Genomic DNA, 26,679 nt, shown 5'->3' on the forward strand with positions numbered 1-26,679 from the left:
GTCACCCCAGCTCGCTCAGGGCCTGGCGCACGACGCGCCTGACCAGCTCGACCTTGTACGCGTTGTGCCGCTGCGGCTGCGCCCCGCGCGCGGCGGCGTCTCCGGCGGCGGCGATCGTCTCCTCGTTCAGCCGGGCGCCGACGAGGGCCTCCTCGGCCGCCTGCGAGCGCCACGGCTTGGCCGCCACGCCGCCCAGGGCGACCCTGGCCGAGCGCACGGTCCCGCTTCGCACCTCGACCGCCACCGCCGCCGAGACCAGCGCGAAGGCGTAGGAGGCGCGTTCGCGGAACTTCACGTAGTGCGAGCGGGCCGCGAACGGGCTGTCCGGCAGCTCGACCCCGACGATTAGCTCGTCGCGGCGTAGCTCCGTCGTCACCTGGGGAGTGTCGCCGGGCAGGCGGAAGAACTGGTCGACGGGGATCCTGCGCCGCCCGCGCGTCCCCTCGGTGAGCACGACCGCGTCCAGCGCCTGCAGGGCGACGGAGAAGTCCGAGGGGTGTACGGCGACGCACTGGGAACTCGCCCCGAAGATCGCCTGGGCATGGCTGTCCCCCTGGAGCGCCGAGCATCCGGAGCCCGCGTTCCGCCGGTTGCAGGCGAACTCGGGCAGCCGGAAGTAGGTGCAGCGGGTCTGCTGGAGCAGGTTGCCGCCGACGCTGGCCCGGTTGCGGATCTGCGGTGAGGCCCCCGAGCGCAGCGCCTCGGACAACACCGGGTAGGCGCGGCGAAGCCGGCTGTCGTTGGCGGCGTTGCGGCACATCGCCCCCAGGCGCACGCCGCCGCCGGGCAGCCAGCGGACCTCGTCGAGGCCCAGCCCGTTGACGTCCACGAGGTGCGAGGGGCCGCTGATCCCGTCGCGCATCAGGGTGACCAGGTCGGTGCCGCCGGCGATGAGCGCCGCCCCCTCGTCCTGGGACAGGATGCGCAGTGCCTCGGCGACGTCGCCGGCACGGGTGTAGTGGAACGGGCGCATCACGACCTGCCTTCGGCGGCCGACTCGACGGCCGCGACGATGTTCGGGTAGGCCGCGCAGCGGCAGAGGTTCCCGCTCATCAGTTCCTTGATCTCCGCCGTCGACGGGCGCGGGTTCTCCGCCAGCAGGCCGACGGCGGAGGTGATCTGGCCGGAGGTGCAGAAGCCGCACTGGAACCCGTCGTGCTCGACGAACGCCCGCTGGACCGGGTGCAGCCGATCGCCGTCCGCGAGTCCCTCCACGGTGGTGATCTCGGCGCCCTCGAACATCACCGCGAAGGTGATGCAGGACAAGATGCGCGTGCCGTCCAGGAGTACCGTGCAGGCGCCGCAGGCTCCCTGGTTGCAGCCCTTCTTGGGGCCGGTGAGCCCGAGGTCCTCGCGCAGCGCGTCCAGCAGGCTGGTACGCGGGTCCGTGCGCAGCGTGCGCCGCCGCCCGTTGACGGTGAGCGACACCGGCAGCGTCTCCGGCGGATCGACGGCGGCTGCGGCGGCGACCGCCGGCGCGGCGGCCGTCGCGGTCCCCGTGCCGCCGAGCGCGGCCAGTCCCGCCCCGGCCGTCAGGCTGCGGGACAGGAAGGCTCTGCGGCTCGGTGGGCTCTCACGGGTCGTCTCGTCCATCTGGCTCCCTTTTCGCCGAGGGGTCAACCGGCTGAGCTTCGCCGGGCAGGGCCCATCTAATGGGGAGGAGTATAAAAACGAGCGAAGGGCGGGGGCAAAGATCGAATCGCTTGCCGGGTGGGGCCCGTGGTGGTGTGCTGACTCCGACAGCGTCCTGAGTCGATGAGAGGTGTCCCGTGACACGCCGTCACCCTGTGGAACCAGCCGAGATCGACACCAGCGTCCCGCACTCGGCGCGGATCTGGAACTACTGGCTGGGCGGCAAGGACAACTATGCGGTCGACCGCGAGGCGGGCGACGCGTACGTGCGGACGTTCCCCGGCATCGTGGACGTCGCCCGCCACTCGCGGGCGTTCCTCGCCCGGGCCGTCAGGCACCTGGCGGGCGAGGCCGGGATCCGCCAGTTCCTGGACGTCGGCACCGGGCTGCCCGCCGTCGACAACACCCACCAGGTGGCCCAGCGGGTGGCCCCCGACTCGCGGATCGTCTACGTCGACAACGACCCGCTCGTGCTGGTCCACGCCCGTGCCCTGCTGACCAGCACGCCGCAGGGCGCCACCGACTACGTCGACGCCGACCTGCACAATCCGGCGGCGATCCTCCGGGCCGCCGCCGCGACCCTCGACTTCGAGCGGCCGATCGGGCTGATGCTGATGGGCATCCTGGGCCACGTCGGCGACTACGACGTGGCCCGGTCGATCGTGCGGCGGCTGCTCGACGGTCTGCCGTCCGGCAGCCACCTGACGCTCTACGACGGCACCAACGCGTTCAACGAGGCGTTCGAGGAGGCCCAGGAGGGCTACGACGACAGCGGCGCGATCCCGTACCGTCTCCGTACGCCCGAGGAGATCACCGGATTCTTCGAAGGGCTGGAGTTACTGGAGCCGGGCGTGGTGTCGGTCGCGCGCTGGCGGCCGGAGGCCGCCCCCTGGGGCGAGCCCGCAGACGTGGACGCCTTCTGCGGCATCGGCCGCAAGCCCTGACCGATCGATGGCGGGGTCCTGACATGTGGTGATCGCGATCCGCTGTTCGGCGCATGGCTGGTCTGCGATCGTCTGGTCACCCCGACACGTCGGAGATCAGCATGTCGTCGAACCGCCGGATCAGCCGGTGAGCCGCCCGCGTGGACAAACGCCGCCTCGTTCAAACCGGCCGCCACCGACAGTCACGGAAACGGCGTGGAGCAGGAGGTCGTCAGGCTGTACGGCGTGCGTTGGCGGCCCCTGCCCGCCGGGGCGGGTCATCGCCCCGGCCCGGCGGGGCAGGGGCGGAAGCGTCCGTCGACCACGGTCGCCACCGGGACCACGAGCCGTTCCGCGGTCCGGCGGGTTCCGGTGGCGTCCTGGTAGGTGCGGTCCGTGCCGGCCAGCCGGAACACGGTCGCGTGCTGTACGGCTCCGGCGGCGGACAGCCAGGGGCCGGGCAGGCGCAGGACGCCCCGCGGGGTCGTGCTGACCGAGGCGACGGCCTCGGCCAGGGGCATGCCGCACATGAGCAGTTTGGTCACCGTGGTGGCGAGGTCGTGCACCGGGCCGCCGATGTTCCTGATGTGCACGTCGGTGCTGATCGAGTGGGGCGGGAAGCCGGCGGCGACGGCGGCGGTCGCGACGTCGAAGCTGAAGCTCGCCGCCCCGTGGCCCACGTCGAGCAGCACGCCGCGGTCGAGCGCGCGGGCCAGCGCGGGCGCCGGGGTGCCGTCCTTCCGCCACGGCCGCCCGATCTTCCCGTGATAGCAGTGCGTGATCACGTCGCCGGCGTCGAGCAGGTCGAGCACGTCCTCGATCAGCGGCGGCGCCTCGCCGATGTGCACGAGCAGCGGCAGCCCGGCCTCGCGCGCGACGAGCCTGCCGAGCTGGAGCGGCTGCAGCCCCATCCCGCCGACGATCGCTCCGCTCGACCGGACCTTCACGCCGCACACCAGGCCGCGGTGGCGCTCGATGGCGGCGAGCGTGGCGTCCACGTCGACGGACCGCGGGTCGGCGGTCTCCCGCAGGTCCACCAGGCCGGTCGAGCCGATGTTCACCCAGGCGCGGACGCCCACCTCGGCCGCCGGCACGACGTACTTCGCGAGCCCGTCCAGCGTGGCCTGGCCGGCGCTGCCCGCGTCGGCCACCACGTGCACGCCGGTGTCCAGGCCGACGCGGTCGGGCGGGACGCCGAGCGAGGTCATCCCGTCGTAGACGTGGGCGTGCAGATCGACCCAGCCGGGACCGACGCACAGGTTTCCCGGCGCGCGGTCGGCCTCCTCCAGCGCCATCGTGCCGTCGGGCCGCCGCGTCAGCCGCCCTGCCCGCTCACCCCGGCCGGGGTCGATGACCCGTACGAGCATCACATTCGATCCGCGTGTGCTCGGGCGACGACCTCCGCGGGATCAACCGTCGTCGGCCCGTTCGTCGGCCCGTTCGTCGGGCCGTTCGTCGGGCCGCTCATCGGCTCGCTCGCGGGGATCCGAGCGCGGCGGAGATGCGGTCGGCGGCCGTCACCACGAGCGGTCCGAGCAGCCCGACGTCCTCGCCGGTCAGCGCGTAGGTCAGCCCGGACACGCTGACGCCCCCGATGGGGGTGCCGTGCCGGTCGCGCACCACGGCTCCGACGCAGCGCACGTCGCGCTCGTTCTCCTGCTCGTCGACGGCGTAGCCGCGTTCCCGTACGGCCGCCAGCTCCGCCAACAGCCGGTCGGGCTCGACGATCGTCGCCGGGGTGTGGCCGATCAGCGGCGAGGTCGCGGCCAGGATCGCGCCCACCTCGTCCTCGTCCAGGCCGGCCAGGATCGCCTTGCCGATCGCGGTGCAGTGCAGCGCCAGTTGCATGCCGACCTTCGACGCCATGTGGTACGGCTGCTGCGACTCCACCTTGGCGAGGTACACCGCCACGGTGCCGCTGCGCACGGCGAAGTGGGCGGTGTGCCGGGTCTGCCGTTCCAGGTTGACGAGGATCGGCCGGGCCACCACGCCGAGGTCGCGGTCCGCCAGCGCCGATCCGGCCAGGGCGACCAGCGCGGGGCCCGACGCGTAGGCGCCGTCGCCGCCGGTCACCGCGTATCCCTCGGCGGTGAGGATCTGCAGGATCCGGTGCGCGGTCGCCTTGTTGATGCCCGTCCGCTGGGCGATGTCGGCGAGCCGCCTGGGCTGATCGGGACTGGAGAGGGCGCGCAGCACGGCCAGCGTCTTCTCGATCGAGTTCATGCGAGCACCTGACAGGGGTTGACCGTCGGGAACAAAGTCCGGCATATTCAACCATATAAGACAGCGTTTCACAGTACGAAACGCGATCACAACGGCACCGCCCCTGTTCGCCACGGCGGGACCGACGTCCCTCGCACCGCTACGCGGCACGTTCGCTTTCCTCCCCGGGGCTGAAGCCCGGGGTCTCCAGCGAAGGAACTCCCGATGAATCTGGCCACCCACTACATCTGCGACGACTGCCACGCCCGCATCCCGCTGGACACCCCGGCGCTGCTCTGCCGGGCGTGCGGGGGACTGCTGGAGATCCACTACGACCTGGGCCGCGCGTCCGGGGAGATCCTGACCCGTGCCGCCGAGCGCCGCGACATCGGCCTGTGGCGCTGGGCCGACCTGCTCCCCGTGCCCCCGGGCACCGAGCCGTTGCATCTGGGCGAGGGCGACACCCCGCTCCTCACCACCCGGCTCCTCGGCGACAAGCTGGGCATCCCCGGCCTGCTGGTGAAGAACGACACCCTCATGCCGACCGGCAGCTTCAAGGACCGGGGCTTCTCCGTCGCGGTCGGCTTCGCCAGGTCCCTGGGCGTCCGCGAGGCGTTCACCTACAGCTCGGGCAACGCCGGAGCCTCGTTCGCGACCTACGCCGCCCGCGCCGGGATCGCGGCCACGGTCCTGGTCGAGGACGTCGCCAACGACTCGAAGGTCGCCGCCATCAGCCTGTACGGCGCGCGTGTGCTCCGGCTCAGGTACCGCTCCAGCCTGGAGATCTTCGCCGGGGTCAGCGCCCTCGCGGAGGCCGGCTTCTACTCCTTCGTCAACTTCATCAACCCGGTCAGGCACGAGGGGATGAAGACCTACGCCTACGAGATCTGCGAGGCCCTCGGCTGGCGCGCCCCCGACGTGATGGTGCACCCGGTCGGCACGGGCGGCGGGTTGTGGGGCGCCTGGAAGGGGTTCCGCGAGTTGAAGCGGCTGGGCGTGATCGACCGGCTGCCGAGGATGATCGGCGTGCAGGCGTCCGCCTCCGCCCCCCTGGTGCGCGCCTTCCAGAACGGGCAGAGCACGGCCGGTCCGCACGGCGACGCCCGGCGCACGGTGGCGCAGAGCATCGCCGGCGACGCGCCGATCCAGGGCGGCGCCCGGGTACTGCGCGCGATCTACGAGTCCGGCGGCCGGGCGGTCGCCGTGGACGACGCCGACCTGTTCGAGGCGATGCGGCTGCTCGGCGCGGAGGGCGTGGCGGCGGAGCCGTCGGCCGCCGCCTCGATCGCCGGCCTGCTGCGGGCCCGCTCCCAGGGCTGGGTGTCGCCGGACGACACCGTGGTCGCGGTGGTGACGGGTTCGGCGCAGAAGCAGCCGGAGGCGCTGGTCCGGGCCGCGCCGCCCACGGACGGTGTGGTCAGCGCGGACCCCGCCGAGTTGCTCGCGCTGTTCGGCGAACCGACGGCGAGCGACCGATGAGCATGAGCGGCGCCGACGTGAGTCAGGCAGCCGGAGCGCCGCCGTCCCAGGGAGGACGGCGGCGCGGTAGGGGTGGCCCGGTCGGCGCTACGCGTGTGGCGGGTTACGGGCGGGTGATGCCCACGGTGTAGGAGCCGGAGCCGCTGTAGGCGTGCACGCGGTAGCGGTAGGTGCCGGCGGTGCCGTTGTAGGACACGGTCTCATCGGGGTTGGGGGAGGTGCCGCTGGCCACGGTCACCCAGGTGGAGCCGCTCAGCTTCTGCAGGTAGAGGTCGAAGTCGACGCCGTTCGGGCCGTCCAGGCAGCCGCGGTGGGTGCCGGAGACGGTCGACTGGTAGGAGCCGCCGGTCGGCTGGTAGACGTTCTGGTTGCTGGTCAGCGAGCCGGTGTAGGTGTTCTGGTAGCCGGTGCAGCCGGTCGGCGGCGGGGTGCCGCCGGTGGCGAGGGTGAGGCCGTAGGCGGTGAGCGCCTCGTTGACCGGCTGGAAGTAGGTGGTGCCGCCGGAGGTGCAGTTGCCGGAGCCGCCGGAGGTCATGCCCTGGGCCTGGCTGCCGGAGATGTAGGAGCCGCCGGAGTCGCCGGGCTCGGCGCACACGCTGGTGCGGACGACCTGGTTCACCGTGCCCTGCGGGTAGGTGACGCTGGTGTTGCGCTGCTGGATGGTGCCGCAGTGCCACTGGGTGGTGGAGCCGGAGCGGCAGACGGACGAGCCGACCGGCGAGTCGGTGGAACCCGCGACGGCGATGATGCCGGCGGTGTAGCCGTTGACGACGCCGGTGGCGGTCCACTGGGAGTTGACCGCGACCCACGCGTAGTCGTTGCCGGGGAACGACGAGCCCTGGAAGGTGCCCTGGGCGACCTGGTTGTAGCCGGTGGTGGCGTTGCCGGTCGAGCCGCAGTGCCCGGCGGTGACGAAGCCGTGGGTGGTGCCGCGGGTCACGCCGAAGCCCACCGAGCAGCGCCCGCCGCCGATGTAGAAGGCGTCGCCGCCGCGTACGTCATAGAGGGGGACGGGCTGCTCGGCCGACTGCTCGATCCGTACGGCGGCGCGGTCGGCGCCGCTGGCCGCGACGAACCGCTCGGCCGCGGCGGTGTCGGAGGCCAGCACCACGACGCTGTTGGTCAGCGTGTCCACGTACCACACCGGCACGGACTTGACCGCCGCCGCCTTGTCGAGCGCCTCCTTGGCGGCGTCGAGCGCGGCGAGGGGCCGGGCCACGACCTTGGCCTGTGCTCCGGCGGAGGTGATCTCGGCGGTCGCGGCGGCGTCCGTGGTGGCCACGACGAGCGCGCCGGTCCTGGTCACCCACGAGCCGCCGAAGCGGTCCCGCAGTTTCTTGCGGAGGGCGGGCTCGACCTGGCGGGCACGGCTCTCGTTGATCAGGCGGGCGGACGCTTCCTCAGCGGTGAGCCCGAGGTCGCGTTGCATCGCCTCGATCACGCCGGGCGGTGGCTTGGCGATCGCGGTGAGAGCCTCGGCTTGCGGAGCGGGTTCCGCCGCCGCGGGTGTTCCGGTGAGGATGAGAGCACTGATCGCGACAGCCGCGCCTGTGATCGACAGGCGGTTTCGGAGCATGAGTTCTCCTCAGGATCGGGGGGTGCCGTCACCGTACGGCCCGGCCCGATCCCAGGGGACATACCAGATGCCCCCTCATCACGGTGGTATGGAGAACTCGGGATTGCGCGCCAGCCAGTCGAGGTAGGTATGGCTGCGCCGTACCGCGTCCATGTGGGCGGCCTTCGCGTGCAGCACGATGCCGGGCGCGGTGCGCGCGGCGGCGGTGTCGGGGTGCCAGCCGAGGACCTGCCGCCAGCGCAGCGGCCCTCCCGCGATCGGCAGCAGCGCCAGGCCGGGGGTGAGGCGGAACGTCGCCTGGCACAGCGCGACGGCCCTGCCCACCTGGGCGAGGTGCACGCAGGTGGCGACGTCCGCCTCGTAGATGGTTTTGGGGGTGAAACCCGCCTTTGCGCAGGCGGCGGCGAAGCAGTCGGCGAAGCAGCCCTCGCCCGGCGCCACCGCCCAGCTCGCCTGTGAGAAGGCGGCGAGGTCGGCCTCCGGCTCGCCGGCGAGCGGATGGTCCTCGCTGACGAGCGCGCAGACCGCGTCCACGGCGACGGTGCGCCAGGCGAGCTGCATGGCGGCAGGGGGGCGGCTCTCCCCGCAGACGCCCACCAGGGCGTAGTCGAGCCTGCCGTTCATCACCATTCCGGCCAGTTCCTCGGCCGACCAGGAGGTGAAGGTGCTGACGGACGCCGCCGGGTGCACGGTGGCGAGCCGGTCGACCAGTCCGCCGAGCAGCGGACTGTTGGTGGCCCCCAGCCGGAAGCGGTGTTCCGTGCCGGAGGAGTTGGCGAATCTGGCGGCTTCCTCCTGTAACTGGCGGGCCGCCGGTAGGAGGACCCTGGCCCGGGTGAGCACTAGTTCCCCGAGTGCCGTCGGCCGGGCCCCCATGTGGTCGCGATCGAACAGGGCTCCCCCGAGCACGCGCTCGATACGCTTGAGCTGGGCGGTCAGTGCGGGTTGCGCGAGTCCAAGCACGGTGGCGGCCTTGGACACGCTGCCCGCCTCTGCCACTGCGCGCACGATCCTGAGATGGCGGAGCTCGAGATCCATAGGCGCAACGTATGGCGGGGATGACCCGCTGCCAATGCGCTTATGTCACGAAGTTTGACGAATCTGTGTCGGGGCTGTCATGAATGTCGCCGGTCATCTTGTGGGCGCGGGCGATGAGTTCGAAGGAACGAAGCCGGTTCGCGCCGCCGTACACGGTCGAGGTGATCATGAGTTCGTCGGCTCCGGTGCGCGCCCGCAGGGCCGCCAGGCCCGCGCGGACCTCCTCCGCGTCGCCGTGCACCACGTTGGCCTCCCAGGACTGGAGGAACTCCTCCTCCACCTCCGAGTAGGGGTGGTTCTCGGCCTCCTCGGGGCTGGGCACGGGGGCCGGCATGCCGCGGCGCAGCTTCAGCATGGCCAGGCTGCCGGTGCGGACCAGCCGCTTCGCCTGCTCGGAAGTGTCGGCGGCGAGCGCGCTCACGCCGATCATGGCGTACGGCCGGTCGAGGACGTCCCCCGGGCGGAAGTTCGTGCGGTAGAGATCGAGCGCCGGCTCGGTGTTGGCGGCGCTGAAGTGGTGCGCGAAGGCGAAGGGGAGGCCCAGGATCCCGGCGAGCTGCGCGCTGAACCCGCTGGAGCCGAGCAGCCAGATCGGCGGCCGGCCGCCGGGGTCGCGCGGCACGGCCCGGATCCGCTCGTACGGATGGCCGGGCTCGAAGGAACCGTCGAGGAACCCGGCCAGCTCGGCGACCTCCTGGGGGAACCGGTCGGCGTCGCCCCTGCGCAGCGCCTGCGCGGTGGCTCCGTCGGTGCCGGGCGCCCGGCCGAGGCCCAGGTCGATCCGGCCGGGGTGCAGCGCGTGCAGGGTGCCGAACTGCTCGGCGATGACCAGCGGCGCGTGGTTGGGCAGCATCACGCCGCCGGAGCCGAGCCGAAGCGTGCGGGTGGCGGCGGCGAGATGCGCGATCAGCACCGCGGGGGAGGAGCTGGCCACGCTGGGCATGCCGTGGTGCTCGGCGACCCACAGCCGGTGGTAGCCCCACTCTTCGCCACGCCTGGCCAGTTCGGTGCTGGTCCGCAGCGCCTCGCCGACGGTGCTCCCGGCGCTGACCGTGGCCAGATCGAGAATGGACAGGGGCACGTCCGCATCGCCTCGTGCGATGCCGCGGATCTGATCGGTCACCTGTGGGACAACCCGGAGACCGCCTCCGGATATTCCGGTGTGCCCTGGGTAGTGAGGACAGTTATGACGATGGGAATCGATCCGCGAGAACTGCCCGAGGAAGACCTGCTCCGGGAGTTGGCGCACGTGCACCTGATGCGCAATGAGACGTTCAGGCACGGCTCCGATGACGCGCTGGACAACCACACCGTCCGCACCAGGGAGCTTGAGACCGAATATCTCAGGCGCCACCCCGAGCGTGAGATCGACCCTTTGCGATTGCGGGAGGGAGCGCGTCAACGTGGCTAGGAAGACCAGGGTCCATGACGTCCAGGCGTTGTCCGGCGCCGAGACCCACGTGTACGAGGCGGTCGCCGCGCTGGCCGTGGACGGGCGCATCGCGCACGTCCCGGACGTCGCCCAGATGACCGACCGCCCGGAATCGGATGTACGGCACAGCCTGCTGGTGCTGGTGGAGACCGGCTGGCTGATACCCAGGGGCGACGGGTTCGCGCTCGGACCCCATGACTGGGGGCTGGATTACTGACCGGGCCGCCCCGGGGGGTCATCATGGGGGGATGACCCCGTCCGCGGCCAGGCAGCTCTTCCGGGACGGGCTGCGCACGCCCACCGCCGGGTGGTGCCGTGGCTGGACCCAGGCCAACCTGCTCGCCGTGCCCAGCTCGCTCGCCTACGACCTGCTGCTGTTCGCCCAGCGCAATCCGCGCGCGTGCCCGGTGCTCGACGTCGGAGAGCCGGGCGCGTTCCGGACCGAGATCTTCGCCGGCGACCTGCGTACCGACCTGCCCGGATACCGCGTCTACGAGGACGGCGTCCCGGTGGCCGACCTGTCGGACGTGACCAGGATCTGGCGGGCCGACCTGGTCCCGTTCCTGATCGGGTGCAGTTTCACCTTCGAGGACGCCCTGCTGCGGGCGGGGGTGCCGATGCGGCATCTGGAGGCCGGCACCAACGTGCCGATGTACGTCACCTCGGTGCCCTGCCGCCCGGCGGGGGCGCTCGCGGGACCGCTGGTCGTCTCCATGCGGCCGGTGCCCGCCGCGCTGGTCGCCACCGCGGTCAAGATCACCTCCCGTTACCCGGCGGTGCACGGTGCGCCCGTCCATGTGGGGGATCCGGCGGCGATCGGGGTGGCCGACCTCGCCGCGCCCGACTTCGGCGACCCGGTGCCGCTGCACCCCGGCGACGTCCCGCTGTTCTGGGCGTGCGGCGTCACTCCGCAGGCCGCGGTGATGGCCGGCGGGATCCGCTTCGCGATCGGCCACCTGCCGGGCCACATGGCGATCACCGACGTCCGGGACCACGAGTTCGACGTGGCTTAACGACCGTGTTCGCCCAGGTCGGCGGGGCGGCCAGGTGGCGCAATCCAGCTGTTATCCACTCTTCCCTACCGGATATGTAGGGTATCTCTCGTCAGGTTCCGACGAGGCCGTGGAGAAGGTATGACTGCGTCGGCCGTACCCCTCTTGACCGATGTGCGCAGGCGGCGGGCCGACCGCGCCAGGCAGGTGGCCGACGTGCTGCGGCGGCAGGTGGTCGGCGGCGAGTTCGGCGATCGGCCGCTGCCGCTGGACAGCGTGCTCGCCCGCAGGTTCGGCACCTCGCGCAACGCCATGCGCGCCGCCCTTGAGCTGCTTCGGGAGGAAGGGCTGGTCGAGCGCTGCCCGGGAGTCGGCACCACGGTGGCGAGGGCGAAGTACCCGCACGGGCTGGATCGCCTGCTCGGGCTGGCCGAGACCCTGCGCGAGCACGGCGAGGTCACCAACGAGGTCAGGACGATGGGGCTGACCGTGCCGCCGCCCGCGGTCGGCGAGCGGCTCGGCCTGCCCGGCGGTGAGCCGGTCGTCTACGTCGAACGGTTGCGCCGCCTCAACGGGCTGCCGCTCTCGCTCGACCTCACGTACCTCGCCCGCGACGTCGGCGAGCCGCTGTTCGAGGCCGACCTGGAGCACAACGACATCTTCGTGCTCATCGAACGGCTCAGCGGGCAACCGCTGGGCCGGGCCGACCTGACGGTGGAGGCCGTCAACGCCGACGCGCACACCGCCGCCGTGCTCCAGACCCCGCCGGGCACGGCGCTGCTGATGGTCGAACGGCTGGCTCACCTGTCCGACGGGCGGCCGGTGGACCTGGAGTACATCCGCTTCCGGGGCGATCGGCTCACCATGCGCGGCCATCTGCTGCGCACGACGGAATGATCAAGGAGAAACGGCATGGCGCTGGCAGGAAACCGGGTCGACGTCCCGGTGACGATCGACGAGTCGCTCTGCATCGAGGGCTGCACGCTCTGCGTGGACGTGTGCCCGCTCGACTCGCTGGCGATCCACGAGGTGTCCGGAAAGGCGTACATGCACGTCGACGAGTGCTGGTACTGCGGCCCGTGCGCCGACCGGTGCCCCGCCGACGCGGTCACCGTCAACATCCCCTACCTGTTGCGCTGAAGGACCCGCGATGATTCGCCTTCCCCGCAAAGCCGCCGCGCTGATCCTCGTCACGGTCGCGACGCTGTCCGGGTGCTCGGTGGCCGGGAACGCGAGCGACGGCGGAGCCGTCAAGGTCGTCGTGGGCTACCAGTCCAAGACCATCAACACGGTGACCGCCGGCACCCTGCTGCGCTCGCTCGGCTACCTGGAACGCCGCCTCGGCCCGAAGTACTCCGTCGAGTGGCAGGACCACGACACCGGCGCACCGATCACCGCCAAGATGGCCCACCGGATCGTGGTGCTCGGCCGTACCGGGGCGCGCACGATCATCGACGAACCCGACGCCGCCTCGCGCGAGCGGATCCTGGAGGCGCTGTGATGGAGATCCCCCCGCTCGAAGACGCCCTGCACCTGTCGTGTGAGGTGCTGGTCATCGGCGGCGGCACGGCCGGCACGATGGCCGCCATCACCGCGGGCGAGGCCGGCGCCGACGTGCTGCTGCTGGAGAAGGCCCACGTACGGCACAGCGGCGCGCTGGCCATGGGCATGGACGGCGTGAACAACGCGGTGATCCCCGGCAAGGCCACCCCCGAGGACTACGTCGCGGAGATCACCAGGGCCAACGACGGCGTGGTCAACCAGCGGACGGTCCGCCAGACCGCCACCCGCGGCTACGACATGGTGAAACGCCTGGAACGCTACGGCGTGAAGTTCGAGAAGGACGAGTACGGCGAGTACGCCGTGCGCCGGGTGCACCGCTCGGGCAGCTACGTCCTGCCGATGCCCGAGGGCAAGGACGTCAAGAAGGTCCTCTACCGGGTGCTGCGGCGGCGCGAGATCAGGGAGCGGGTGCGCATCGAGAACCGGTTCATGCCGGTCAGGGTGCTCACCGAGGGCGGCCTGGCGGTGGGCGCGGCCGGGTTCGACACCCGCAGCGGCGCCTTCGTGACCGTGTCCGCCGGGGCCGTCATCCTCGCCACCGGGGCGAGCGGCCGGCTCGGCCTGCCCGCCAGCGGCTACCTCTACGGCACCTACGAGAACCCGACCAACGCGGGCGACGGCCACTCCATGGCCTACCACGCGGGCGCCGAGCTCAGCGGCATCGAGTGCTTCCAGATCAACCCGCTGATCAAGGACTACAACGGCCCGGCCTGCGCCTACGTCGCCAACCCGTTCGGCGGCTACCAGGTCAACAACCGGGGGGAGCGGTTCGTCGACTCCGACTACTGGTCCGGGCAGATGATGACGGAGGTGGCCAGGGAGATCTCCTCGGCCAGGGGGCCGATCTATCTCAAGCTCTCCCACCTCCCCGAGGAGACCGTGTCCGCGGTGGAGAACATCCTGCACTCCACCGAACGGCCCACCCGTGGCACGTTCCACGCCGGGCGCGGCCACGACTACCGCACGCACGACGTGGAGATGCACATCTCCGAGATCGGCCTGTGCGGCGGTCACTCCGCCTCCGGGGTATGGGTGGACGAGCACGGCGCGACCACGGTGCCCGGCCTCTACGCCGCCGGCGACCTGGCCTGCGTCCCGCACAACTACATGATCGGCGCGTTCGTCTTCGGCGACCTCGCGGGGGCGCACGCCGCCGCCAACCACCAGGCTTCCGCCGACCTCCCCGCCGACCAGGTCGCGGCCGCCCACGAGCTGATCTACCGGCCGCTGCGCAACCCGGACGGCCCGCCCCAGCCGCAGGTCGAGTACAAGCTGCGCAGGTTCGTCAACGACTACGTGGCCCCGCCCAAGACCGACGCCAAGCTGACGATCGCGGTGGAGACCTTCGAACGGATGCGGGAGGAGATCGCCGGGCTCGGCGCCCGCACCCCGCACGAGCTGATGCGCTGCGTGGAGGTCTCCTTCATCCGCGACTGCGCGGAGATGGCCGCCCGCTCCTCGCTGGTCCGGACCGAGAGCCGCTGGGGCCTCTACCACGACCGCGCCGACCTGCCCGGACGCGACGACGCCGCCTGGCTGTACCACCTCAACCTGCGTCAGACCGCCGCGGGCGAGATGGAGTTCGTCAAGCGTCCCGTCGAGCCGTACGTGGTGCCCGTCGAGGGGTTCGACCCGCCCACCGGCGAACCCGTACGGCTCGGCGCCCACACCTCCGGGGCCGTCCGCGCCGTGCCGCGCCGGGCGGCGACCGTCGGTCCGGTGAGCCGCTCCCCGCGGATCCTGGAGCTGCTCGGTCTCGCCGCCGGGCAGCCGTCCCTGGACGTGATCGCCCCCTACCTCGCCGACGAGGACCCCAAGGTGCGCAGGGCCGCGATCGCCACCCTGACCGAGACCGCCCCCGCCGGTGTGGGCCCCGCGCTGGTGACCGCGCTCGACGACCTCAGCGGCACCGTACGGCGGGCCGCCTCGGCCGGGCTGCGCGAACTGGTCGAGGTGCTCCCGGCCACGGCGGAACTGGCGGCGGGGCTGGCTGGCCGGGTGGCGAGCCAGGACCCGGTGGTCCGCGCCACGGCGGTCGACATGCTCAGGGCGCTGCGGCTGGGCGACCGGGCCGTCTTCGAGCGGGCCCTGCCGGACGACGACCACCGGGTGCGGATCGAGGCGATCCGGGCCCTGACGTCGCTCGACGAGGGCGACGCGGTGGCCTCGGCCGCCGGCGACGCCGCCCGCGAGGTGCGCGTCGCCGTCGCCAGGGGACTGGGCACGATCGGCGACCCGGCGGCGGCGGACCCGCTCGAACGGCTGGCCGGGGACCCGGATCCGCTGGTCAGGGCCGCCGCGCTGGAGGCCGCCGGGCAGGTCGGCTGCCCCTTCGAAGGTCTCGCCGTACCCGCGCTCGCCGATCCCGCCTGGCAGGTGCGGGTGGGTGCGGCGCGCTGCCTGGGCGCGGGGGATCCGGTGACGGCGGCGGGCCCGCTGACCACGGCGCTCGGCGACCCGCACCTCGACGTGCGCAAGGCCGCGGGCCTGGCGCTGCACGGCTGGGCCGGCCGTCCGGAGGTGGCGACGGCGCTGCGGCACGCGCTGGGTGACCCGGACGCCGACGTGCGCGCCCACGCCCGCCGGGCCCTTGACACCGCCGGCGTTCGGGTCGGGGACGACGCCGACCTGAGCGCGCTCGCCCGGCAGGCCCGTTAGGACCTGCTCAGGGCCGTCATCAGCCGTCACCAGCCGTCACCAGAGGAACGGGGGCGGAGGCCGTCTCCGTGGGCGGTCGTGCGGGCTCGTCGTGCCGGTTGAAAGTTTCAGCGGGCCCGCTGTGGTCTACCTGTGGCGTTTATTTGTCGGGTAATCAAACTATTGACGGTCCTGCCGGGCCCGTGTGAGCCTTTCGCCGGGCCGGTTCCCGGCTGCGTCCCGGCGGCCCGCGCAATGCACGCGGCGTGGCGGTCGATGGTCAGGATCTCCGTCTCACCTGATCGTGCATGGCGGTTCTCCGTGATAGGCGAAGGAAGGCCGTACATGCGAAGAAAGCTCGTCTGCGCGATCGTGGCCGCCGTGATCGGCTGGGTCGGGGTGGTCAGCGCGGTCAACGCCGGGGCCTCGACCTCAGCCGCCCCCGCCGACCCGTACGCCTGGAAGAACGTGCAGATCGCCGGTGGCGGCTTCGTGCCGTCGGTCGTCTACAACCAGACCGAGAAGAACCTCATCTACGCCAGGACCGACATCGGCGGCGCCTACCGCTGGGAACAGTCGACCAAGTCCTGGACGCCGCTGCTCGACTGGGTCGGCTGGGACAAGTGGGGCTACAACGGCGTCGACAGCATCGCCACCGACCCCGTGCAGACCAACCGCGTCTACGCCGCCGTCGGCATGTACACCAACACCTGGGACCCCAACAACGGCGCCATCCTGCGCTCGTCGGACAAGGGCAAGACCTGGCAGACCACCCAGCTCCCCTTCAAACTCGGCGGCAACATGCCGGGCCGGGGCATGGGCGAGCGGCTGGCCGTGGACCCGAACAGGAACAGCGTCGTCTACTTCGGCGCCCCCAACGGCAACGGCCTGATGAAGAGCACCGACTACGGAGCCACCTGGGCGAAGGTGACCGCCTTCCCCAACGCCGGCAACTACGCCGCGGACCCCGGCGACCCGAACGGCTACCTGAGCCACAAGCCCGGCGTGGTCTGGGTGACCTTCGACCCGTCCAGCGCCACCTCGGGCAACCTCACCCAGCGGATCTACGTCGGCGTGGCCGACAAGGAGAACTCCGTCTACCGCACCACGAACGGCGGCACCACCTGGGAGCGCGTCGCGGGCCAGCCCACCGGCTACCTCGCGCACAAGGGAGTCCTCGACCACAAGAACGGCTTCCTCTACATCGCCACCAGCGACACCGGCGGGCCGTACGACGGGGCCAAGGGCGACGTGTGGAAGCTCAACACCACCACCGGCGCGTGGACCCAGATCAGCCCGATCCCCTCCAGCAGCGCCGACGACTACTTCGGCTACAGCGGCCTGACCATCGACAGGCAGAACCCGTCGACCCTCATGGTCGCCACCCAGATCTCCTGGTGGCCGGACGTCATCTTCTTCCGCAGCACCGACTCGGGCGCCACCTGGACCCGCATCTGGGACTTCTCCTCCTACCCCAACCGCAGCTTCCGCTACAAGATGGACATCTCCGCCGCTCCCTGGCTGACCTTCGGCACCAACCCGCAACCCCCGGAGGTGACGCCCAAGCTCGGCTGGATGACCGAGTCGCTGGAGATCGACCCGTTCGACTCGAACCGGATGATGTACGGCACCGGCGCCACCATCTACGGCACCGAGGACCTCAAGACCTGGGACACCGGCGGCCAGATCACCATCAAGCCGATGGTCAAGGGCCTGGAGGAGACCGCGGTGCTCGACCTGGTCAGCCCGCCGTCCGGCGCGCCCCTGGTCAGCGCGCTCGGCGACATCGGCGGCTTCCGGCACACCAACCTCGACACCGTGCCCCCGATGATGTTCACCGCGCCCAGCTTCACCAGCTCCACCAGCCTCGACTACGCGGAGACCAACCCGAGCGTGATGGTGCGGGCCGGCAACTTCACCGACGCGGACCGGCCCAATGACAGCCACGTCGCCTTCTCCACCGACGGCGGCGCCAACTGGTTCCAGGGCACCGAGCCCGGCGGCGTGAACGAGGGCGGCACCGTGGCGGCGGCCGCCAACGGCAGCCGCTTCGTCTGGGCGCCCAAGGGCGTCACCGTCCACTACTCGGTGGGCTACGGCAACACCTGGACGCAGTCCTCCGGCATCCCGACCGACGCGATCGTCGAATCCGACCGGGTCAACAGCAACAAGTTCTACGGCTTCAGCGGCGGCACGTTCTACGTGAGCACCAACGGCGGCCAGACCTTCGCCGCCACCGCCGCCACCGGGCTGCCCACCACGGGCAAGTTCAAGGCCGTCCCCGGGCGCGAGGGCGACATCTGGCTCACCGGCGACACCGGCCTCTTCCACTCCACCAACTCCGGCGCGTCGTTCACCAAGCTGACGAGCGCCACCAAGGGCGTCAACATCGGGTTCGGCAAGGCCGCCCCCGGCGCGACCTACCCGGCGCTCTACGCGGTGGCCACCGTGGACGGCGTGACCGGCGTCTTCCGCTCCGACGACACCGGTGCGTCCTGGGTGCGGATCAACGACGACCAGCACCAGTACGGCAACATGGGGGAGGCCATCACCGGCGACCCGAGGGTCTACGGCCGGGTCTACCTGGGCACCAACGGCCGGGGCATCCTCTACGCCGACCGCACCGGCGGCCCGACGACCACCCCGACCGTGACCCCCACCGTGACCCCCACGGTCACGCCCACCGTGACCCCGACCGTCACCCCGACCGTGACCCCGACCGTCACCCCGCCGCCCGGCGGCTGCTCGGCCACCTACACGGTGACCAACTCCTGGCCCACCGGCTTCCAGGGCTCGGTGACGGTCAAGAACACCGGCACCGCACCGATCACCGGCTGGACGGTCAAGTGGACCTACGCCAACGGCCAGACGATAAGCCAGATCTGGAACGGCACGCTCACCCAGACCGGGAGCAACGTGTCGGTGAAGAACGTGAACTGGAACGGCAACCTCGCCGCGGGCGGCACCGCCGACTTCGGCTTCACCGCCAACCAGTCCGGCACCAACCCCGTCCCGGCCGTCACCTGCACCACCGGGTGACCTGACGTGCGGCCTCGCGGGAGCCCCGGCGGCCTTCCGCGAGGCGGTGCGACCGGTTGACGTGCGGCCTCGCGGGGCATGCCCGGCGGCTTTCCGCGAGGCGGCGTGACCGGTTGACGTGCGGCCTCGCGGGGAGCGCCCGGCGGCCCTCCGCGAGGCCGTGCAACCATTGGAGGTGACCTCCGAAAAGGGGGACACGCCATTTTGATGGTCCCCCTATCCTTGGACGAAACGGATGTATCGAGGGGGACAGGTGGCTATCTCAGACGGGGTGCGGGGCGCCCAGCCGGGAGACGGCGACCCGGCGGTCTCCGGTCAGGAAGACCCGGCCCAGCCCGCGGTCGGCGACGCGGACACGCTGAAGGTGGAGGCCGCTCGCCGTTCCGGCCTGCGCGGCTGGCGCGACGGTGTGCGGGCGACCCCCAGCGGCCGGCTCGCGGTGAAGATCGTCGTCGGGGTCATCGGGGCGCTCCTGGTGATCGGCGGTCTCATCCTGATCCCGTTCCCCGGGCCCGGCTGGCTCATCGTCTTCGCCGGCCTCGCCGTACTGGCCACCGAGTTCCACTGGGCCCACCGCGTGCTGGAGTTCGGCAAGAAGACCCTCGCCGCCTGGACCGACTGGCTCAGGGACCGGGGCTGGACGATCCGCATCCTCGTCGTCGGCGTCACCCTGCTCGCCGCCGGAGCCATCATCTGGCTCGCGCTCAAGCTGAGCCTGGGCATCGACGTGGTCGCCGAAGCCCAGAAGCTGCTCATCCGCCGCTGACGACCGGCCCTGGCCACAGCGCCACAGTGCTCACAGGGCCATACCAAAATGGGTGATTGGCCAGACCGGTGGCTGTATCTCCCTTAGGCTGCCGCCGTGTCGGTGAATATCGCGGTCGTCGCGCTACTAATGGTGTCAGGTGGGCTCGGGCAGGGCTCCGTGGAGGATGTCCGGTTACCCGGTACGGGGATAACTCTGCACGAGAGTTCCTCGGACGTGTTGACCCTCAAGGCGTACATGACCAGCAAATTGACTTATCTCCGCAGAGCCGATGGCGTCTTCGCCAAACGGGCCCCCCTGAACGAGGTCGCCGTCGCCCCCGGCGGCGCACGCGTGGTGGGCATCCCGACGCTCTACACCACGGGCGGCCGTGACTCCGTGGTCGTCATCGACGGCAAGACCGGCAAGACCGGCAAGACGATCAACACGGTCAAGGAGCCGCTGACCGCCTCCTACCCCTACTGGCACCGAGGCGGCCGGCAGGTGGTGCTGACGGTGGAGAAGAAGGTCGCCAAGAAGTGGAACACCATCGGCTTCACGATCGTCGACACCGTCGCCGGCACGGCCCGCTCGGTGACCGTCCCCGGCGTCGACAAGACCGCGACGTTCCACTGGGCCCCCGACGGCAGGCAACTCGTGGCGAGCCACGGCGATGGCGCCCGCTTCTACGGCATTGACGGCAAGGTCAGGCGCAACCTGACCCAGTCGGGCACCCCCACCGGCGGCGAGGACATCTTCTCCCCCTCGGGCAACCGCCTGTCCGCCTGGTGCCCCGCCCGCTTCCGCGAACACGTCTGCCTCGTCGACCGGGTCTCGGGCAAGGTCGTCAGCAGAGTCCCGATCAAACCTGAGACCATGTGGGGCTGGTGGGACGACACCCACCTCATCGCCGTCCTCCCCACCAAGAACGCCTTCCGCGTCGCCGTCGTCACCACCACCGGCAAGGTAGCCCGCGTCCTCGCCGACATCCCAGCCGCCGACTGGAAAAAAGACCCCTACCTCGCCTACAACCGCCGCTAACCCACCGCCGCCTTCTTTACCAGCTTCACCCCGCTGCACTCTTTTCGTACGGCAAGCCACATCAACTTTCGTACGGCAAGCCACCTCAACGCCACCCGCCGTGGCCAGCACCGCCCGGCGGGTCCATGGCACTCACGAGCGGTGGCTGACCACCGCAACAACGAACCGCCGGCGTGAGTTCTCCGCTCCAACCCCGCGCACGAATCCCGCCGACGCGTCGACCCGGAATCGGTGCCGGAGCCGCATCGCGGTCATCGGCGTGCGCGGTCGTAGACCAGGGCGATCTCGCCCAGGGCGCCGGTCTCCTGGTGGGTGAGCGTCCACTTCGATGCCGGCAGGCCGTCCTCGAACAGTCGCTGCCCGCCCCCGGCGATCTCGGGGAAGATCATGAGGTGCAGCCGGTCGAGCAGGTCTGCCGAGAGGAGCGGCTTGATGATGCTCGCGCTGCTGTTGACGAGGATGTCTCCCGTACCGGTGGCCTTGAGGTCGGTGACGACGTCCGCGGCGGGGGCGTTCACCACGCGGGTGCGTTCCCACGGAGCTTCGGTCAAGGTGGTCGAGAAGACCACCTTCTCTGTGTCGACGAGCCACTTCGCGTATCCGCGATCACGCGGATCGGCGTTCTCGTCTTCGGCGACCGACGGCCAGTACCCCAGGAATCCCTCGGCGTTGAGCCGGCCGAGCAGCGCCGTCGTCGCGCCCTCCCAGATGCGGGTCATGTGGTCCCGCGCGACCTCGGTGGTCACGTAAGGGGCGAACGCCCCGAAATCGCTGGGCCCGCCGGGGCCGTTGTAACGCCCGTCGAGGGTGAGGCTCAGGTTCGCGGTCACCCTGCGGCTGGTCGAGTTGGTCATTTTGTGCCCCTTGTATCGGTGTCGTGCGAGTCTGCGGCAAGGGTCGCCGCGAGCTTGTCGAGGCTCTGGCCGAAGCCGATCTCGATGCCTGCGACGAAGTCCGCGGAGTCGACTGTGCTGTCGGTGATCCGGAAGTGGACGTCGAGGTCTGTGCCGGTGTCGGTGGGCCGGAGGCCGAGGTCGAGGTGGGCGGTGAAGGCGAGGCCGCCGTCGGGAAGCAGTGGGGAGAGCCGGTAGGCGAGGCGCTCACCGGGGCGTACGTCGTCGACGACTCCCTCCGCGCGCCCGGCGACCAGGTCGGAGCCGCCGGTGTCCTCGGCATCGCGGTACTCATGGACGATCCGCCCGCCCGGTCGCGCCTCGAAGACGAGCTCGGAGACGCGCAGGTCGTCGGGCGTCCACCAGTGGGCGAGCAGGGAGGTCTCGGTCAGGTGGCGCCAGACCAACTCGGGGCGCCCCGTCAGTGACCGGAGGAACCTGAACGAGCGGTCGTCGGCCCATCCCGGCTCCTGCGCGGCGAGCCGCTCTGTGTGGAGGCTGAGCCCGTAGCGGTCGTAGGTCTCGCGGGGGCCGCCGACCTGGTCCGCGGTGTCGGCGAGCCGGCTGAGCGCGGCCGCCAGGTCCCGTAAGGGTGCGGTCCGGAGCGCGTAGATGCGGCGCTGGCCGGTGCGCTGGGAGGTGACGACGCCCGCGCGCTCAAGGGCCTGCAGGTGCTTGGTCGTCTGCGGCTGGCGCGCCTCGGCGAGCTGGGCCAGGACGCCGACCGGCCGGGGCCGCTCGGCCAACAGGCTCACGAGCCGCCAGCGGGCCGGGTCGGCCAGTGCGGTGAGGAGTACGTCCATAGGGGAAAGTATTCTCCATAGAGAATATTCGTGTCAAGGAATATCTGCTGTGGCGCCTCGGAGTGCGGGAGTCTTGAAGTCCGCCAGAAAAATGTTGTGGTGGGATGTCGAGAACCCGCGCGCGGCTACGTCCCTGGAGTGAACGCGGCCACAATGGGGGCCGTACCGCACTGAGGGAGAACATGATGGCCAAGTACCTGCTGCTCAAGCACTACCGGGGCGCGCCGGCATCGGTCAACGACGTGCCGATGGACCAGTGGACGCCGGAGGAGGTTTCGGCCCACGTGCAGTACATGCGTGACTTCGCCGCTCGGCTCGAGGGCACCGGCGAGTTCGTCGACGGTCAGGCGCTCTCCTCGGAGGGCACGTTCGTCCGCTCCGACGGCGAGGGGCGGCCGCCGATCACCGACGGCCCGTTCGCGGAGACCAAGGACCTGATCGCCGGCTGGATGGTGATCGACGTCGAGACCTACGAGCGGGCGATCGAGTTGGCCGGCGAGTTGTCCGCGGCTCCGGGTGCGGGTGGGAAGCCGATCCACGAGTGGCTCGAGGTGCGCCCGTTCCTGGGCGCGCACTCGACTGTCACGGAGTGACGCACGGTGGACGAGGCCGTGCTGCGGACCCTCACCCCCACGGTGATCGGTGTCCTCGTCCGTCGCGGAGCTGACTTCGCGGCGGCCGAGGATGCCGTGCAGGACGCCCTGGTCGAGGCCGTGCGCGTGTGGGCGGACGACCGGCCGCGAGACCCCAAGGGCTGGCTGGTCACCGTGGCCTGGCGTAAGTTCCTCGACGCCGCCCGCGCCGACACCTCCCGGCAACACCGGGAGGTACGCGTCGAGGGCGAGCCCATGCCCGGCCCGGGCGAGGCGGTGGACGACACGCTCCAGCTGTACTTCCTGTGTGCGCACCCGTCCCTGACACCGGCTTCGGCCGTCGCGCTCACGCTGCGCGCGGTCGGCGGCCTGAGCACGCGTCAGATCGCGCAGGCCTACCTCGTGCCGGAGGCGACCATGGCCCAGCGGATCAGCAGGGCCAAGCGGACCGTCTCGGGCGTCCGGCTCAACCAGCCCGGTGACGTCGCCACGGTGCTGCGCGTGCTCTACCTGGTCTTCAACGAGGGCTACTCCGGCGATGTCGACCTAGCCGGCGAGGCGATCCGGCTCACTCGCCAGCTGGCGGCCAAGACCAACCATGAGGAGGTCGCGGGCCTGCTCGCGCTCATGCTGCTCCACCACGCACGGCGCCCGGCGCGGACCGGCCCCGACGGCAGGCTCGTGCCTCTTGCCGAGCAGGACCGCAGCCTGTGGAACACCCGCCTGATCGCCGAGGGCGTCGACGTGCTCCAGGCAGCCCTCGCCCGCGACCGCCTGGGCGAGTTCCAGGCCCAAGCCGCCATCGCCGCGCTGCACGCCGACGCCCAGACGGCCGAGGAGACCGACTGGGTACAGATCGTCGAGTGGTACGACGAACTGGTGCGCCTCACCGACAGCCCGGTGGCCCGCCTCAACCGGGCCGTCGCGGTCGGCGAGGCCGACGGCCCGCGGGCCGGTCTGGCCGCCCTGGCGGAACTCGACCCCGCCCTGCCCCGCCACACCGCCGTCGCGGCGTACCTGCACGAGCGTGACGGTGACCCGGTGACCGCGGCACGGCTCTACGCCGAAGCCGCCCGATCGGCGCCCAGCCTCCCCGAACGCGACCACCTCACGCGACAGGCCGCACGGCTCAACGCGCGGCTGCGCGGTTGAGCGGCGGGCATTCACCGACCCGATGGCGACGGCCTGCTCACCCTGTCGGCCGGCCGGACCGCGTCACTTGCCGGTCAAGAGGCCGATATCCCGTGCTCCTCGCTCCTGGCCGGCGATCACCGCAAGAGGAACCCCAACTGGACACTGCAGCGCAATGGCGGCCGCTGACACGTTCCTTGCCGGCTCCCCGACTTCGGACAAGGTGGTGAGAGTCATTCGATAGATGGACGGCATCGCAAGGCGGGATCATCGTCCCCGCTGCCGGATCAGGTGATCACACTCCTCGGTGGCGTCTTCGTAGCTGCTCAGCAGGAAGGTGTGGATCGTCGCCAGTTGGTCAGGAGAGAAGGTGGCCATCAATCGGCGGCTGCGGGCATCGATCCCCTCGTAGAACGAAGCGATTCGTGCGAGTCCTGGGGCCGAAGCCTCGACGAGTACGCGGCGGCGGTCCTGTGGGTCGGGTTGACGTCGGACGTATCCCGCCTTCTCCAGACGGTCGATCATGTGCGTGACCGCGCCGGTGGTGCGCCCGAGTTGGGAACTGAGTGCGCCCGCGGTGGAGGCTCCCGCGCGGTTGAGCGCGTGCAGGCAGAGCAGGTCGGTCTGGGCGATGCCGAGGTGCTGGGCGATCAGGTCGTTCAGACGTCCCAGGGCTCCGGCGAGGTCCGTCATGGACGTGACGATCCGGTCGGCCGGTTCCTCCATGTGATCGTCATGCGGTTTGACGGGCATGCGAGGCTCCATTTATCTTCGCGATTCAGATACTTAGTGATGCAGCTAGTGTATCCGATGCCTACTTCTGCGAACTGGAGAGCCCTCGGTGTCTACCGACGCATCAGCCCCAGCCACCACACCTGTCACCGCCAGAGCGCGGACAGTGGCACTCGCCGTCATCCTGCTGGCGAGCTTCATGGACCTGCTCGACGTCACCATCGTGAACATCACTCTGCCCTCCGTCAGAGCGGAGCTCGATGCCTCGCCCGCGCACCTGCAGTGGATGCTCGCCGGCTACACGCTCACGTTCGCCCTGGGCATCATCACCGGGGCCAGGCTCGGCGACCTGTACGGCTACAAGCGCGTCTTCCTCGTAGGAATCGCGGGCTTCACCGTCGCTTCCGCCCTGTGCGGCGCCGCCCCCACCGCCGAGGTACTGGTGGGCGCCCGCGTCGTCCAGGGCCTCTTCGCCGCGGCGATGGTTCCCCAGGTGCTCTCACAGATCCAGCTCATGTACGCCCCGCACGAGCGCGGCGGAGCCATGGCGGCCTTCTCCTCCCTGTCCGGGCTGGCGGCCGCCACCGGGCCGATCCTCGGCGCGATGCTGCTGGAGGCCGACTGGTTCGGCCAGGGCTGGCGAACCGTGTTCTGGATCAACGTCCCCGTCGGCATCCTGGCATTCCTCACAGCCGCCGCCGTACTGCCGGAGGCACGCAGCACCACACGGCCACGCCTTGACCTCGCCGGCGTCCTCATCTCGTCAGCGGGTCTGGTCCTGGTCCTCTACCCGCTCATCAAGGGCAGCGAGCAAGGCAGCAGCTGGCCCCTATGGGCATACGTGAGCATGATCCTCGGCGTCACTGTTCTGGCCGGCTTCGTCCGGCATCAGTGGCACCTCTCCGGCCGAGGGAAGTCCCCTCTGATCGAGGTCGCGCTCTTTCGGGTGCGCTCGGTCGGCGGCGGCCTCCTGATCCAGTTTCTCTTCTTTCTCCCGGTGATGGGCTTCTTCCTCACCTTCATGCAACTCCTTCAGCCCGGCCTCGGCATGACACCCATGAGCGCCGGACTGACGATCCTGCCGTGGCCGATCGCCACCACCCTCGCAGCCGGACTCGGAGCGGCGGTGCTGCTTCCACGCCTCGGGCGCACCACGGTGCAGATCGGGCTCGTCGTGCTGGCCGCCGGCTTCGTTCTCCTCGCCGTGGCCGCGGACTCCGCCACACCCGCCACGAACTGGGTCAGCTTCCTGCCCGGTGTCGTCGTCGGCGGCCTGGGGATGGGGCTGACCGTGGCGCCGCTGGCCCAACTGACTCTGGACAAGGTCCCCGCCAGCCATGCGGCTTCCGGATCCGGCCTGTTCAACACCGTCGCTCAGCTCGCCGCGTCCGTGGGAGTAGCCCTCTTCGGCACGGTCTTCTTCGCTCGGCTGTCCACCCACGCCGGCGAGCCGACCGGCGGATACACAACAGCCTTCACCGCCACCATCTGGGGCAGCCTCCTCCTGCTCGCGATCACCTTCGCCGTCAGTTTCCTGCTGCCGCGCAAAGGGGCTGTATCCACCCCGGCCTAGGTGCTGACCCCGTCTCGCGAACCTGATCGCGGGCACCGGCAAATAGCAGGTGTGACGATGATGGATCGATCAACCCCACCGGAGATCGAAATCGAGCAAAGTGACACGTCGCTGATCGACCGGTCACTGCGCGAACCAGAGATCTTCTCCCTCGTGTTCGACCGGTACGGAGGTCAGGTACACCGCTATCTGGCGCGGCGGGCAGGACCGGGCGACGCCGACGACCTGATGTCCGAAACGTTCCTGGCAGCGTTCAAACAACGCGATCGCTTCACCTCCAGCCGAAGCCCCACCGGCGCACTGCCGTGGCTGCTGGGCATCGCGACCAATTTGCTCCGCATGCACCAACGATCCGAGGCCAGGCGCTGGGCCGCTTTGGCGCGTACCGGAGCTGAACCGGCGGTACCGGCGCCGGCCGATCAGGTGGTCGCCCGGGTCGACGCGGAAGTCGCCTTCCGGCTGATGGCCGGAGTGCTCGAAGAGCTGGCGGACGGTGATCGCGATGCGCTGTTGCTCTTTGCCTGGGCCGGGCTGACGTACGAGGAGATCGCCGTCGCCCTGGGCGTTCCCATCGGAACCGTCCGGTCACGCCTTCACCGAGCCCGGCTCCGGCTGCGCACCGCGCTCTCCGCCTCCAACGACGAAAAGGAATGAC

The 26,679-nt window shown here is 70.8% G+C and carries 26 protein-coding genes; 16 read left to right on the forward strand and 10 right to left on the reverse strand.

Annotated elements, in window-relative coordinates; genetic code table 11:
• Window position 1 precedes the first annotated feature (1 nt).
• Together MBA17_RS02090 and MBA17_RS02095 are read right to left on the reverse strand one after the other, a co-directional pair.
• The gene (locus MBA17_RS02090) at window positions 2–973 is read right to left on the reverse strand and encodes an FAD binding domain-containing protein (protein WP_238494481.1); all 972 of its coding nucleotides are present in this window, start codon (window positions 971–973) and stop codon (window positions 2–4) included.
• Window positions 973–1,593, reverse strand: a complete 621-nt coding sequence (locus MBA17_RS02095) for a (2Fe-2S)-binding protein (RefSeq protein ID WP_455432670.1) — start codon at window positions 1,591–1,593, stop codon at window positions 973–975. The genes MBA17_RS02090 and MBA17_RS02095 overlap by 1 nt, the downstream gene beginning before the upstream one ends.
• 194 nt (window positions 1,594–1,787) lie before the next feature.
• On the opposite strand from MBA17_RS02095, the gene MBA17_RS02100 reads away from it, so the two are divergent.
• On the forward strand, window positions 1,788–2,576 hold the full coding sequence (locus tag MBA17_RS02100) for an SAM-dependent methyltransferase (protein ID WP_238494482.1): 789 nt from the start codon (window positions 1,788–1,790) through the stop codon (window positions 2,574–2,576).
• Window positions 2,577–2,833: 257 nt separating this feature from the next.
• Here MBA17_RS02100 and MBA17_RS02105 read toward each other — a convergent pair whose 3' ends face one another.
• Together MBA17_RS02105 and MBA17_RS02110 are read right to left on the reverse strand one after the other, a co-directional pair.
• Complete coding sequence (locus tag MBA17_RS02105; RefSeq protein WP_238494483.1) at window positions 2,834–3,925, reverse strand: amidohydrolase/deacetylase family metallohydrolase; 1,092 nt, start codon at window positions 3,923–3,925, stop codon at window positions 2,834–2,836.
• A gap of 94 nt (window positions 3,926–4,019) precedes the next feature.
• Entirely contained in the window at window positions 4,020–4,778 is a 759-nt protein-coding gene (locus MBA17_RS02110) for an IclR family transcriptional regulator (RefSeq protein ID WP_238494484.1), read from the reverse strand.
• Window positions 4,779–4,982: 204 nt separating this feature from the next.
• Here MBA17_RS02110 and MBA17_RS02115 point away from each other — a divergent pair, with 204 nt between their 5' ends.
• Window positions 4,983–6,236, forward strand: coding sequence for a threonine synthase (locus MBA17_RS02115; protein ID WP_238494485.1), 1,254 nt, complete (start codon window positions 4,983–4,985; stop codon window positions 6,234–6,236).
• Between the two features lie 103 nt (window positions 6,237–6,339).
• On the opposite strand, the gene MBA17_RS02120 is transcribed toward MBA17_RS02115, so the two are convergent.
• From MBA17_RS02120 to MBA17_RS02130, 3 genes are all read right to left on the reverse strand, one after another.
• Complete coding sequence (locus MBA17_RS02120) at window positions 6,340–7,812, reverse strand: S1 family peptidase (RefSeq protein ID WP_238494486.1); 1,473 nt, start codon at window positions 7,810–7,812, stop codon at window positions 6,340–6,342.
• A gap of 78 nt (window positions 7,813–7,890) precedes the next feature.
• Window positions 7,891–8,850 carry a LysR family transcriptional regulator gene (locus MBA17_RS02125; RefSeq protein WP_238494487.1) on the reverse strand — a complete coding sequence of 320 codons (960 nt, stop codon included), beginning with the start codon at window positions 8,848–8,850 and terminating at the stop codon, window positions 7,891–7,893.
• 40 nt (window positions 8,851–8,890) lie between these two features.
• Entirely contained in the window at window positions 8,891–9,973 is a 1,083-nt protein-coding gene (locus tag MBA17_RS02130) for an LLM class flavin-dependent oxidoreductase (RefSeq protein WP_238494488.1), read from the reverse strand.
• 69 nt (window positions 9,974–10,042) lie between these two features.
• On the opposite strand from MBA17_RS02130, the gene MBA17_RS02135 reads away from it, so the two are divergent.
• From MBA17_RS02135 to MBA17_RS02180, 10 genes are all read left to right on the forward strand, one after another.
• Window positions 10,043–10,261 carry a DUF6158 family protein gene (locus MBA17_RS02135; RefSeq protein WP_238494489.1) on the forward strand — a complete coding sequence of 73 codons (219 nt, stop codon included), beginning with the start codon at window positions 10,043–10,045 and terminating at the stop codon, window positions 10,259–10,261.
• Complete coding sequence (locus tag MBA17_RS02140) at window positions 10,254–10,499, forward strand: hypothetical protein (RefSeq protein ID WP_238494490.1); 246 nt, start codon at window positions 10,254–10,256, stop codon at window positions 10,497–10,499. Before MBA17_RS02135 ends, MBA17_RS02140 begins: the two co-directional genes overlap by 8 nt.
• Window positions 10,500–10,530: 31 nt before the next feature.
• Window positions 10,531–11,295 carry a putative hydro-lyase gene (locus MBA17_RS02145; RefSeq protein ID WP_238494491.1) on the forward strand — a complete coding sequence of 255 codons (765 nt, stop codon included), beginning with the start codon at window positions 10,531–10,533 and terminating at the stop codon, window positions 11,293–11,295.
• Between the two features lie 120 nt (window positions 11,296–11,415).
• Entirely contained in the window at window positions 11,416–12,171 is a 756-nt protein-coding gene (locus tag MBA17_RS02150; RefSeq protein WP_238494492.1) for a GntR family transcriptional regulator, read from the forward strand.
• A 15-nt stretch (window positions 12,172–12,186) separates the two neighbouring features.
• Window positions 12,187–12,414 (forward strand): 4Fe-4S dicluster domain-containing protein, encoded by a 228-nt coding sequence (locus tag MBA17_RS02155; RefSeq protein ID WP_238494493.1) that lies wholly within the window; start codon window positions 12,187–12,189, stop codon window positions 12,412–12,414.
• Window positions 12,415–12,424: 10 nt separating this feature from the next.
• Window positions 12,425–12,775 carry a type 2 periplasmic-binding domain-containing protein gene (locus MBA17_RS02160; RefSeq protein ID WP_238494494.1) on the forward strand — a complete coding sequence of 117 codons (351 nt, stop codon included), beginning with the start codon at window positions 12,425–12,427 and terminating at the stop codon, window positions 12,773–12,775.
• Window positions 12,775–15,495 carry a fumarate reductase/succinate dehydrogenase flavoprotein subunit gene (locus MBA17_RS02165; protein ID WP_238494495.1) on the forward strand — a complete coding sequence of 907 codons (2,721 nt, stop codon included), beginning with the start codon at window positions 12,775–12,777 and terminating at the stop codon, window positions 15,493–15,495. Before MBA17_RS02160 ends, MBA17_RS02165 begins: the two co-directional genes overlap by 1 nt.
• A gap of 324 nt (window positions 15,496–15,819) precedes the next feature.
• Entirely contained in the window at window positions 15,820–18,513 is a 2,694-nt protein-coding gene (locus MBA17_RS02170) for a cellulose binding domain-containing protein (protein WP_238494496.1), read from the forward strand.
• A 253-nt stretch (window positions 18,514–18,766) separates the two neighbouring features.
• The gene (locus MBA17_RS02175; RefSeq protein WP_238494497.1) at window positions 18,767–19,279 is read left to right on the forward strand and encodes a TIGR02611 family protein; all 513 of its coding nucleotides are present in this window, start codon (window positions 18,767–18,769) and stop codon (window positions 19,277–19,279) included.
• A gap of 237 nt (window positions 19,280–19,516) precedes the next feature.
• On the forward strand, window positions 19,517–20,299 hold the full coding sequence (locus MBA17_RS02180; RefSeq protein ID WP_238494498.1) for a TolB-like translocation protein: 783 nt from the start codon (window positions 19,517–19,519) through the stop codon (window positions 20,297–20,299).
• A gap of 251 nt (window positions 20,300–20,550) precedes the next feature.
• Here the strand turns inward: MBA17_RS02180 and MBA17_RS02185 are convergent, their stop codons facing one another.
• Together MBA17_RS02185 and MBA17_RS02190 are read right to left on the reverse strand one after the other, a co-directional pair.
• A complete protein-coding gene (locus MBA17_RS02185; protein WP_238494499.1) occupies window positions 20,551–21,153 on the reverse strand; it encodes a dihydrofolate reductase family protein in 603 nt (200 codons plus the stop codon).
• Complete coding sequence (locus MBA17_RS02190) at window positions 21,150–21,995, reverse strand: metalloregulator ArsR/SmtB family transcription factor (protein WP_238494500.1); 846 nt, start codon at window positions 21,993–21,995, stop codon at window positions 21,150–21,152. The genes MBA17_RS02185 and MBA17_RS02190 overlap by 4 nt, the downstream gene beginning before the upstream one ends.
• A 185-nt stretch (window positions 21,996–22,180) precedes the next feature.
• On the opposite strand from MBA17_RS02190, the gene MBA17_RS02195 reads away from it, so the two are divergent.
• Together MBA17_RS02195 and MBA17_RS02200 are read left to right on the forward strand one after the other, a co-directional pair.
• Window positions 22,181–22,588 (forward strand): YciI family protein, encoded by a 408-nt coding sequence (locus MBA17_RS02195; protein ID WP_238495024.1) that lies wholly within the window; start codon window positions 22,181–22,183, stop codon window positions 22,586–22,588.
• A 6-nt stretch (window positions 22,589–22,594) separates the two neighbouring features.
• Window positions 22,595–23,740 carry an RNA polymerase sigma factor gene (locus MBA17_RS02200; RefSeq protein ID WP_238494501.1) on the forward strand — a complete coding sequence of 382 codons (1,146 nt, stop codon included), beginning with the start codon at window positions 22,595–22,597 and terminating at the stop codon, window positions 23,738–23,740.
• A gap of 246 nt (window positions 23,741–23,986) precedes the next feature.
• Here MBA17_RS02200 and MBA17_RS02205 read toward each other — a convergent pair whose 3' ends face one another.
• Window positions 23,987–24,472: a MarR family winged helix-turn-helix transcriptional regulator gene (locus MBA17_RS02205; RefSeq protein ID WP_238494502.1), complete on the reverse strand. Its 486-nt coding sequence runs from the start codon at window positions 24,470–24,472 to the stop codon at window positions 23,987–23,989.
• Between the two features lie 145 nt (window positions 24,473–24,617).
• Here MBA17_RS02205 and MBA17_RS02210 point away from each other — a divergent pair, with 145 nt between their 5' ends.
• Entirely contained in the window at window positions 24,618–26,024 is a 1,407-nt protein-coding gene (locus tag MBA17_RS02210; RefSeq protein WP_238494503.1) for a DHA2 family efflux MFS transporter permease subunit, read from the forward strand.
• Window positions 26,025–26,081: 57 nt separating this feature from the next.
• Window positions 26,082–26,678, forward strand: coding sequence for an RNA polymerase sigma factor (locus MBA17_RS02215; protein ID WP_238494504.1), 597 nt, complete (start codon window positions 26,082–26,084; stop codon window positions 26,676–26,678).
• The last annotated feature ends 1 nt before the right edge of the window (window position 26,679 follow it).

The organism is Dolomitihabitans soli, from assembly GCF_022213955.1.
Lineage (GTDB): Bacteria > Actinomycetota > Actinomycetes > Streptosporangiales > Streptosporangiaceae > Streptosporangium_A > Streptosporangium_A soli.

Excerpts from the sequence above, each read along its gene's own strand:
- MBA17_RS02195 (WP_238495024.1), top strand. The coding sequence starts at position 22,181 with ATGGCCAAGTACCTGCTGCTCAAGCACTACCGGGGCGCGCCGGCATCG.
- MBA17_RS02095 (WP_455432670.1), bottom strand. The coding sequence starts at position 1,593 with ATGGACGAGACGACCCGTGAGAGCCCACCGAGCCGCAGAGCCTTCCTG.
- MBA17_RS02135 (WP_238494489.1), top strand. The coding sequence starts at position 10,043 with ATGGGAATCGATCCGCGAGAACTGCCCGAGGAAGACCTGCTCCGGGAG.
- MBA17_RS02185 (WP_238494499.1), bottom strand. The coding sequence starts at position 21,153 with ATGACCAACTCGACCAGCCGCAGGGTGACCGCGAACCTGAGCCTCACC.
- MBA17_RS02160 (WP_238494494.1), top strand. The coding sequence starts at position 12,425 with ATGATTCGCCTTCCCCGCAAAGCCGCCGCGCTGATCCTCGTCACGGTC.
- MBA17_RS02190 (WP_238494500.1), bottom strand. The coding sequence starts at position 21,995 with ATGGACGTACTCCTCACCGCACTGGCCGACCCGGCCCGCTGGCGGCTC.
- MBA17_RS02180 (WP_238494498.1), top strand. The coding sequence starts at position 19,517 with ATGACCAGCAAATTGACTTATCTCCGCAGAGCCGATGGCGTCTTCGCC.
- MBA17_RS02120 (WP_238494486.1), bottom strand. The coding sequence starts at position 7,812 with ATGCTCCGAAACCGCCTGTCGATCACAGGCGCGGCTGTCGCGATCAGT.
- MBA17_RS02205 (WP_238494502.1), bottom strand. The coding sequence starts at position 24,472 with ATGCCCGTCAAACCGCATGACGATCACATGGAGGAACCGGCCGACCGG.
- MBA17_RS02165 (WP_238494495.1), top strand. The coding sequence starts at position 12,775 with ATGGAGATCCCCCCGCTCGAAGACGCCCTGCACCTGTCGTGTGAGGTG.
- MBA17_RS02110 (WP_238494484.1), bottom strand. The coding sequence starts at position 4,778 with ATGAACTCGATCGAGAAGACGCTGGCCGTGCTGCGCGCCCTCTCCAGT.
- MBA17_RS02215 (WP_238494504.1), top strand. The coding sequence starts at position 26,082 with ATGATGGATCGATCAACCCCACCGGAGATCGAAATCGAGCAAAGTGAC.
- MBA17_RS02145 (WP_238494491.1), top strand. The coding sequence starts at position 10,531 with ATGACCCCGTCCGCGGCCAGGCAGCTCTTCCGGGACGGGCTGCGCACG.
- MBA17_RS02155 (WP_238494493.1), top strand. The coding sequence starts at position 12,187 with ATGGCGCTGGCAGGAAACCGGGTCGACGTCCCGGTGACGATCGACGAG.
- MBA17_RS02115 (WP_238494485.1), top strand. The coding sequence starts at position 4,983 with ATGAATCTGGCCACCCACTACATCTGCGACGACTGCCACGCCCGCATC.
- MBA17_RS02170 (WP_238494496.1), top strand. The coding sequence starts at position 15,820 with ATGCGAAGAAAGCTCGTCTGCGCGATCGTGGCCGCCGTGATCGGCTGG.
- MBA17_RS02150 (WP_238494492.1), top strand. The coding sequence starts at position 11,416 with ATGACTGCGTCGGCCGTACCCCTCTTGACCGATGTGCGCAGGCGGCGG.
- MBA17_RS02090 (WP_238494481.1), bottom strand. The coding sequence starts at position 973 with ATGCGCCCGTTCCACTACACCCGTGCCGGCGACGTCGCCGAGGCACTG.
- MBA17_RS02125 (WP_238494487.1), bottom strand. The coding sequence starts at position 8,850 with ATGGATCTCGAGCTCCGCCATCTCAGGATCGTGCGCGCAGTGGCAGAG.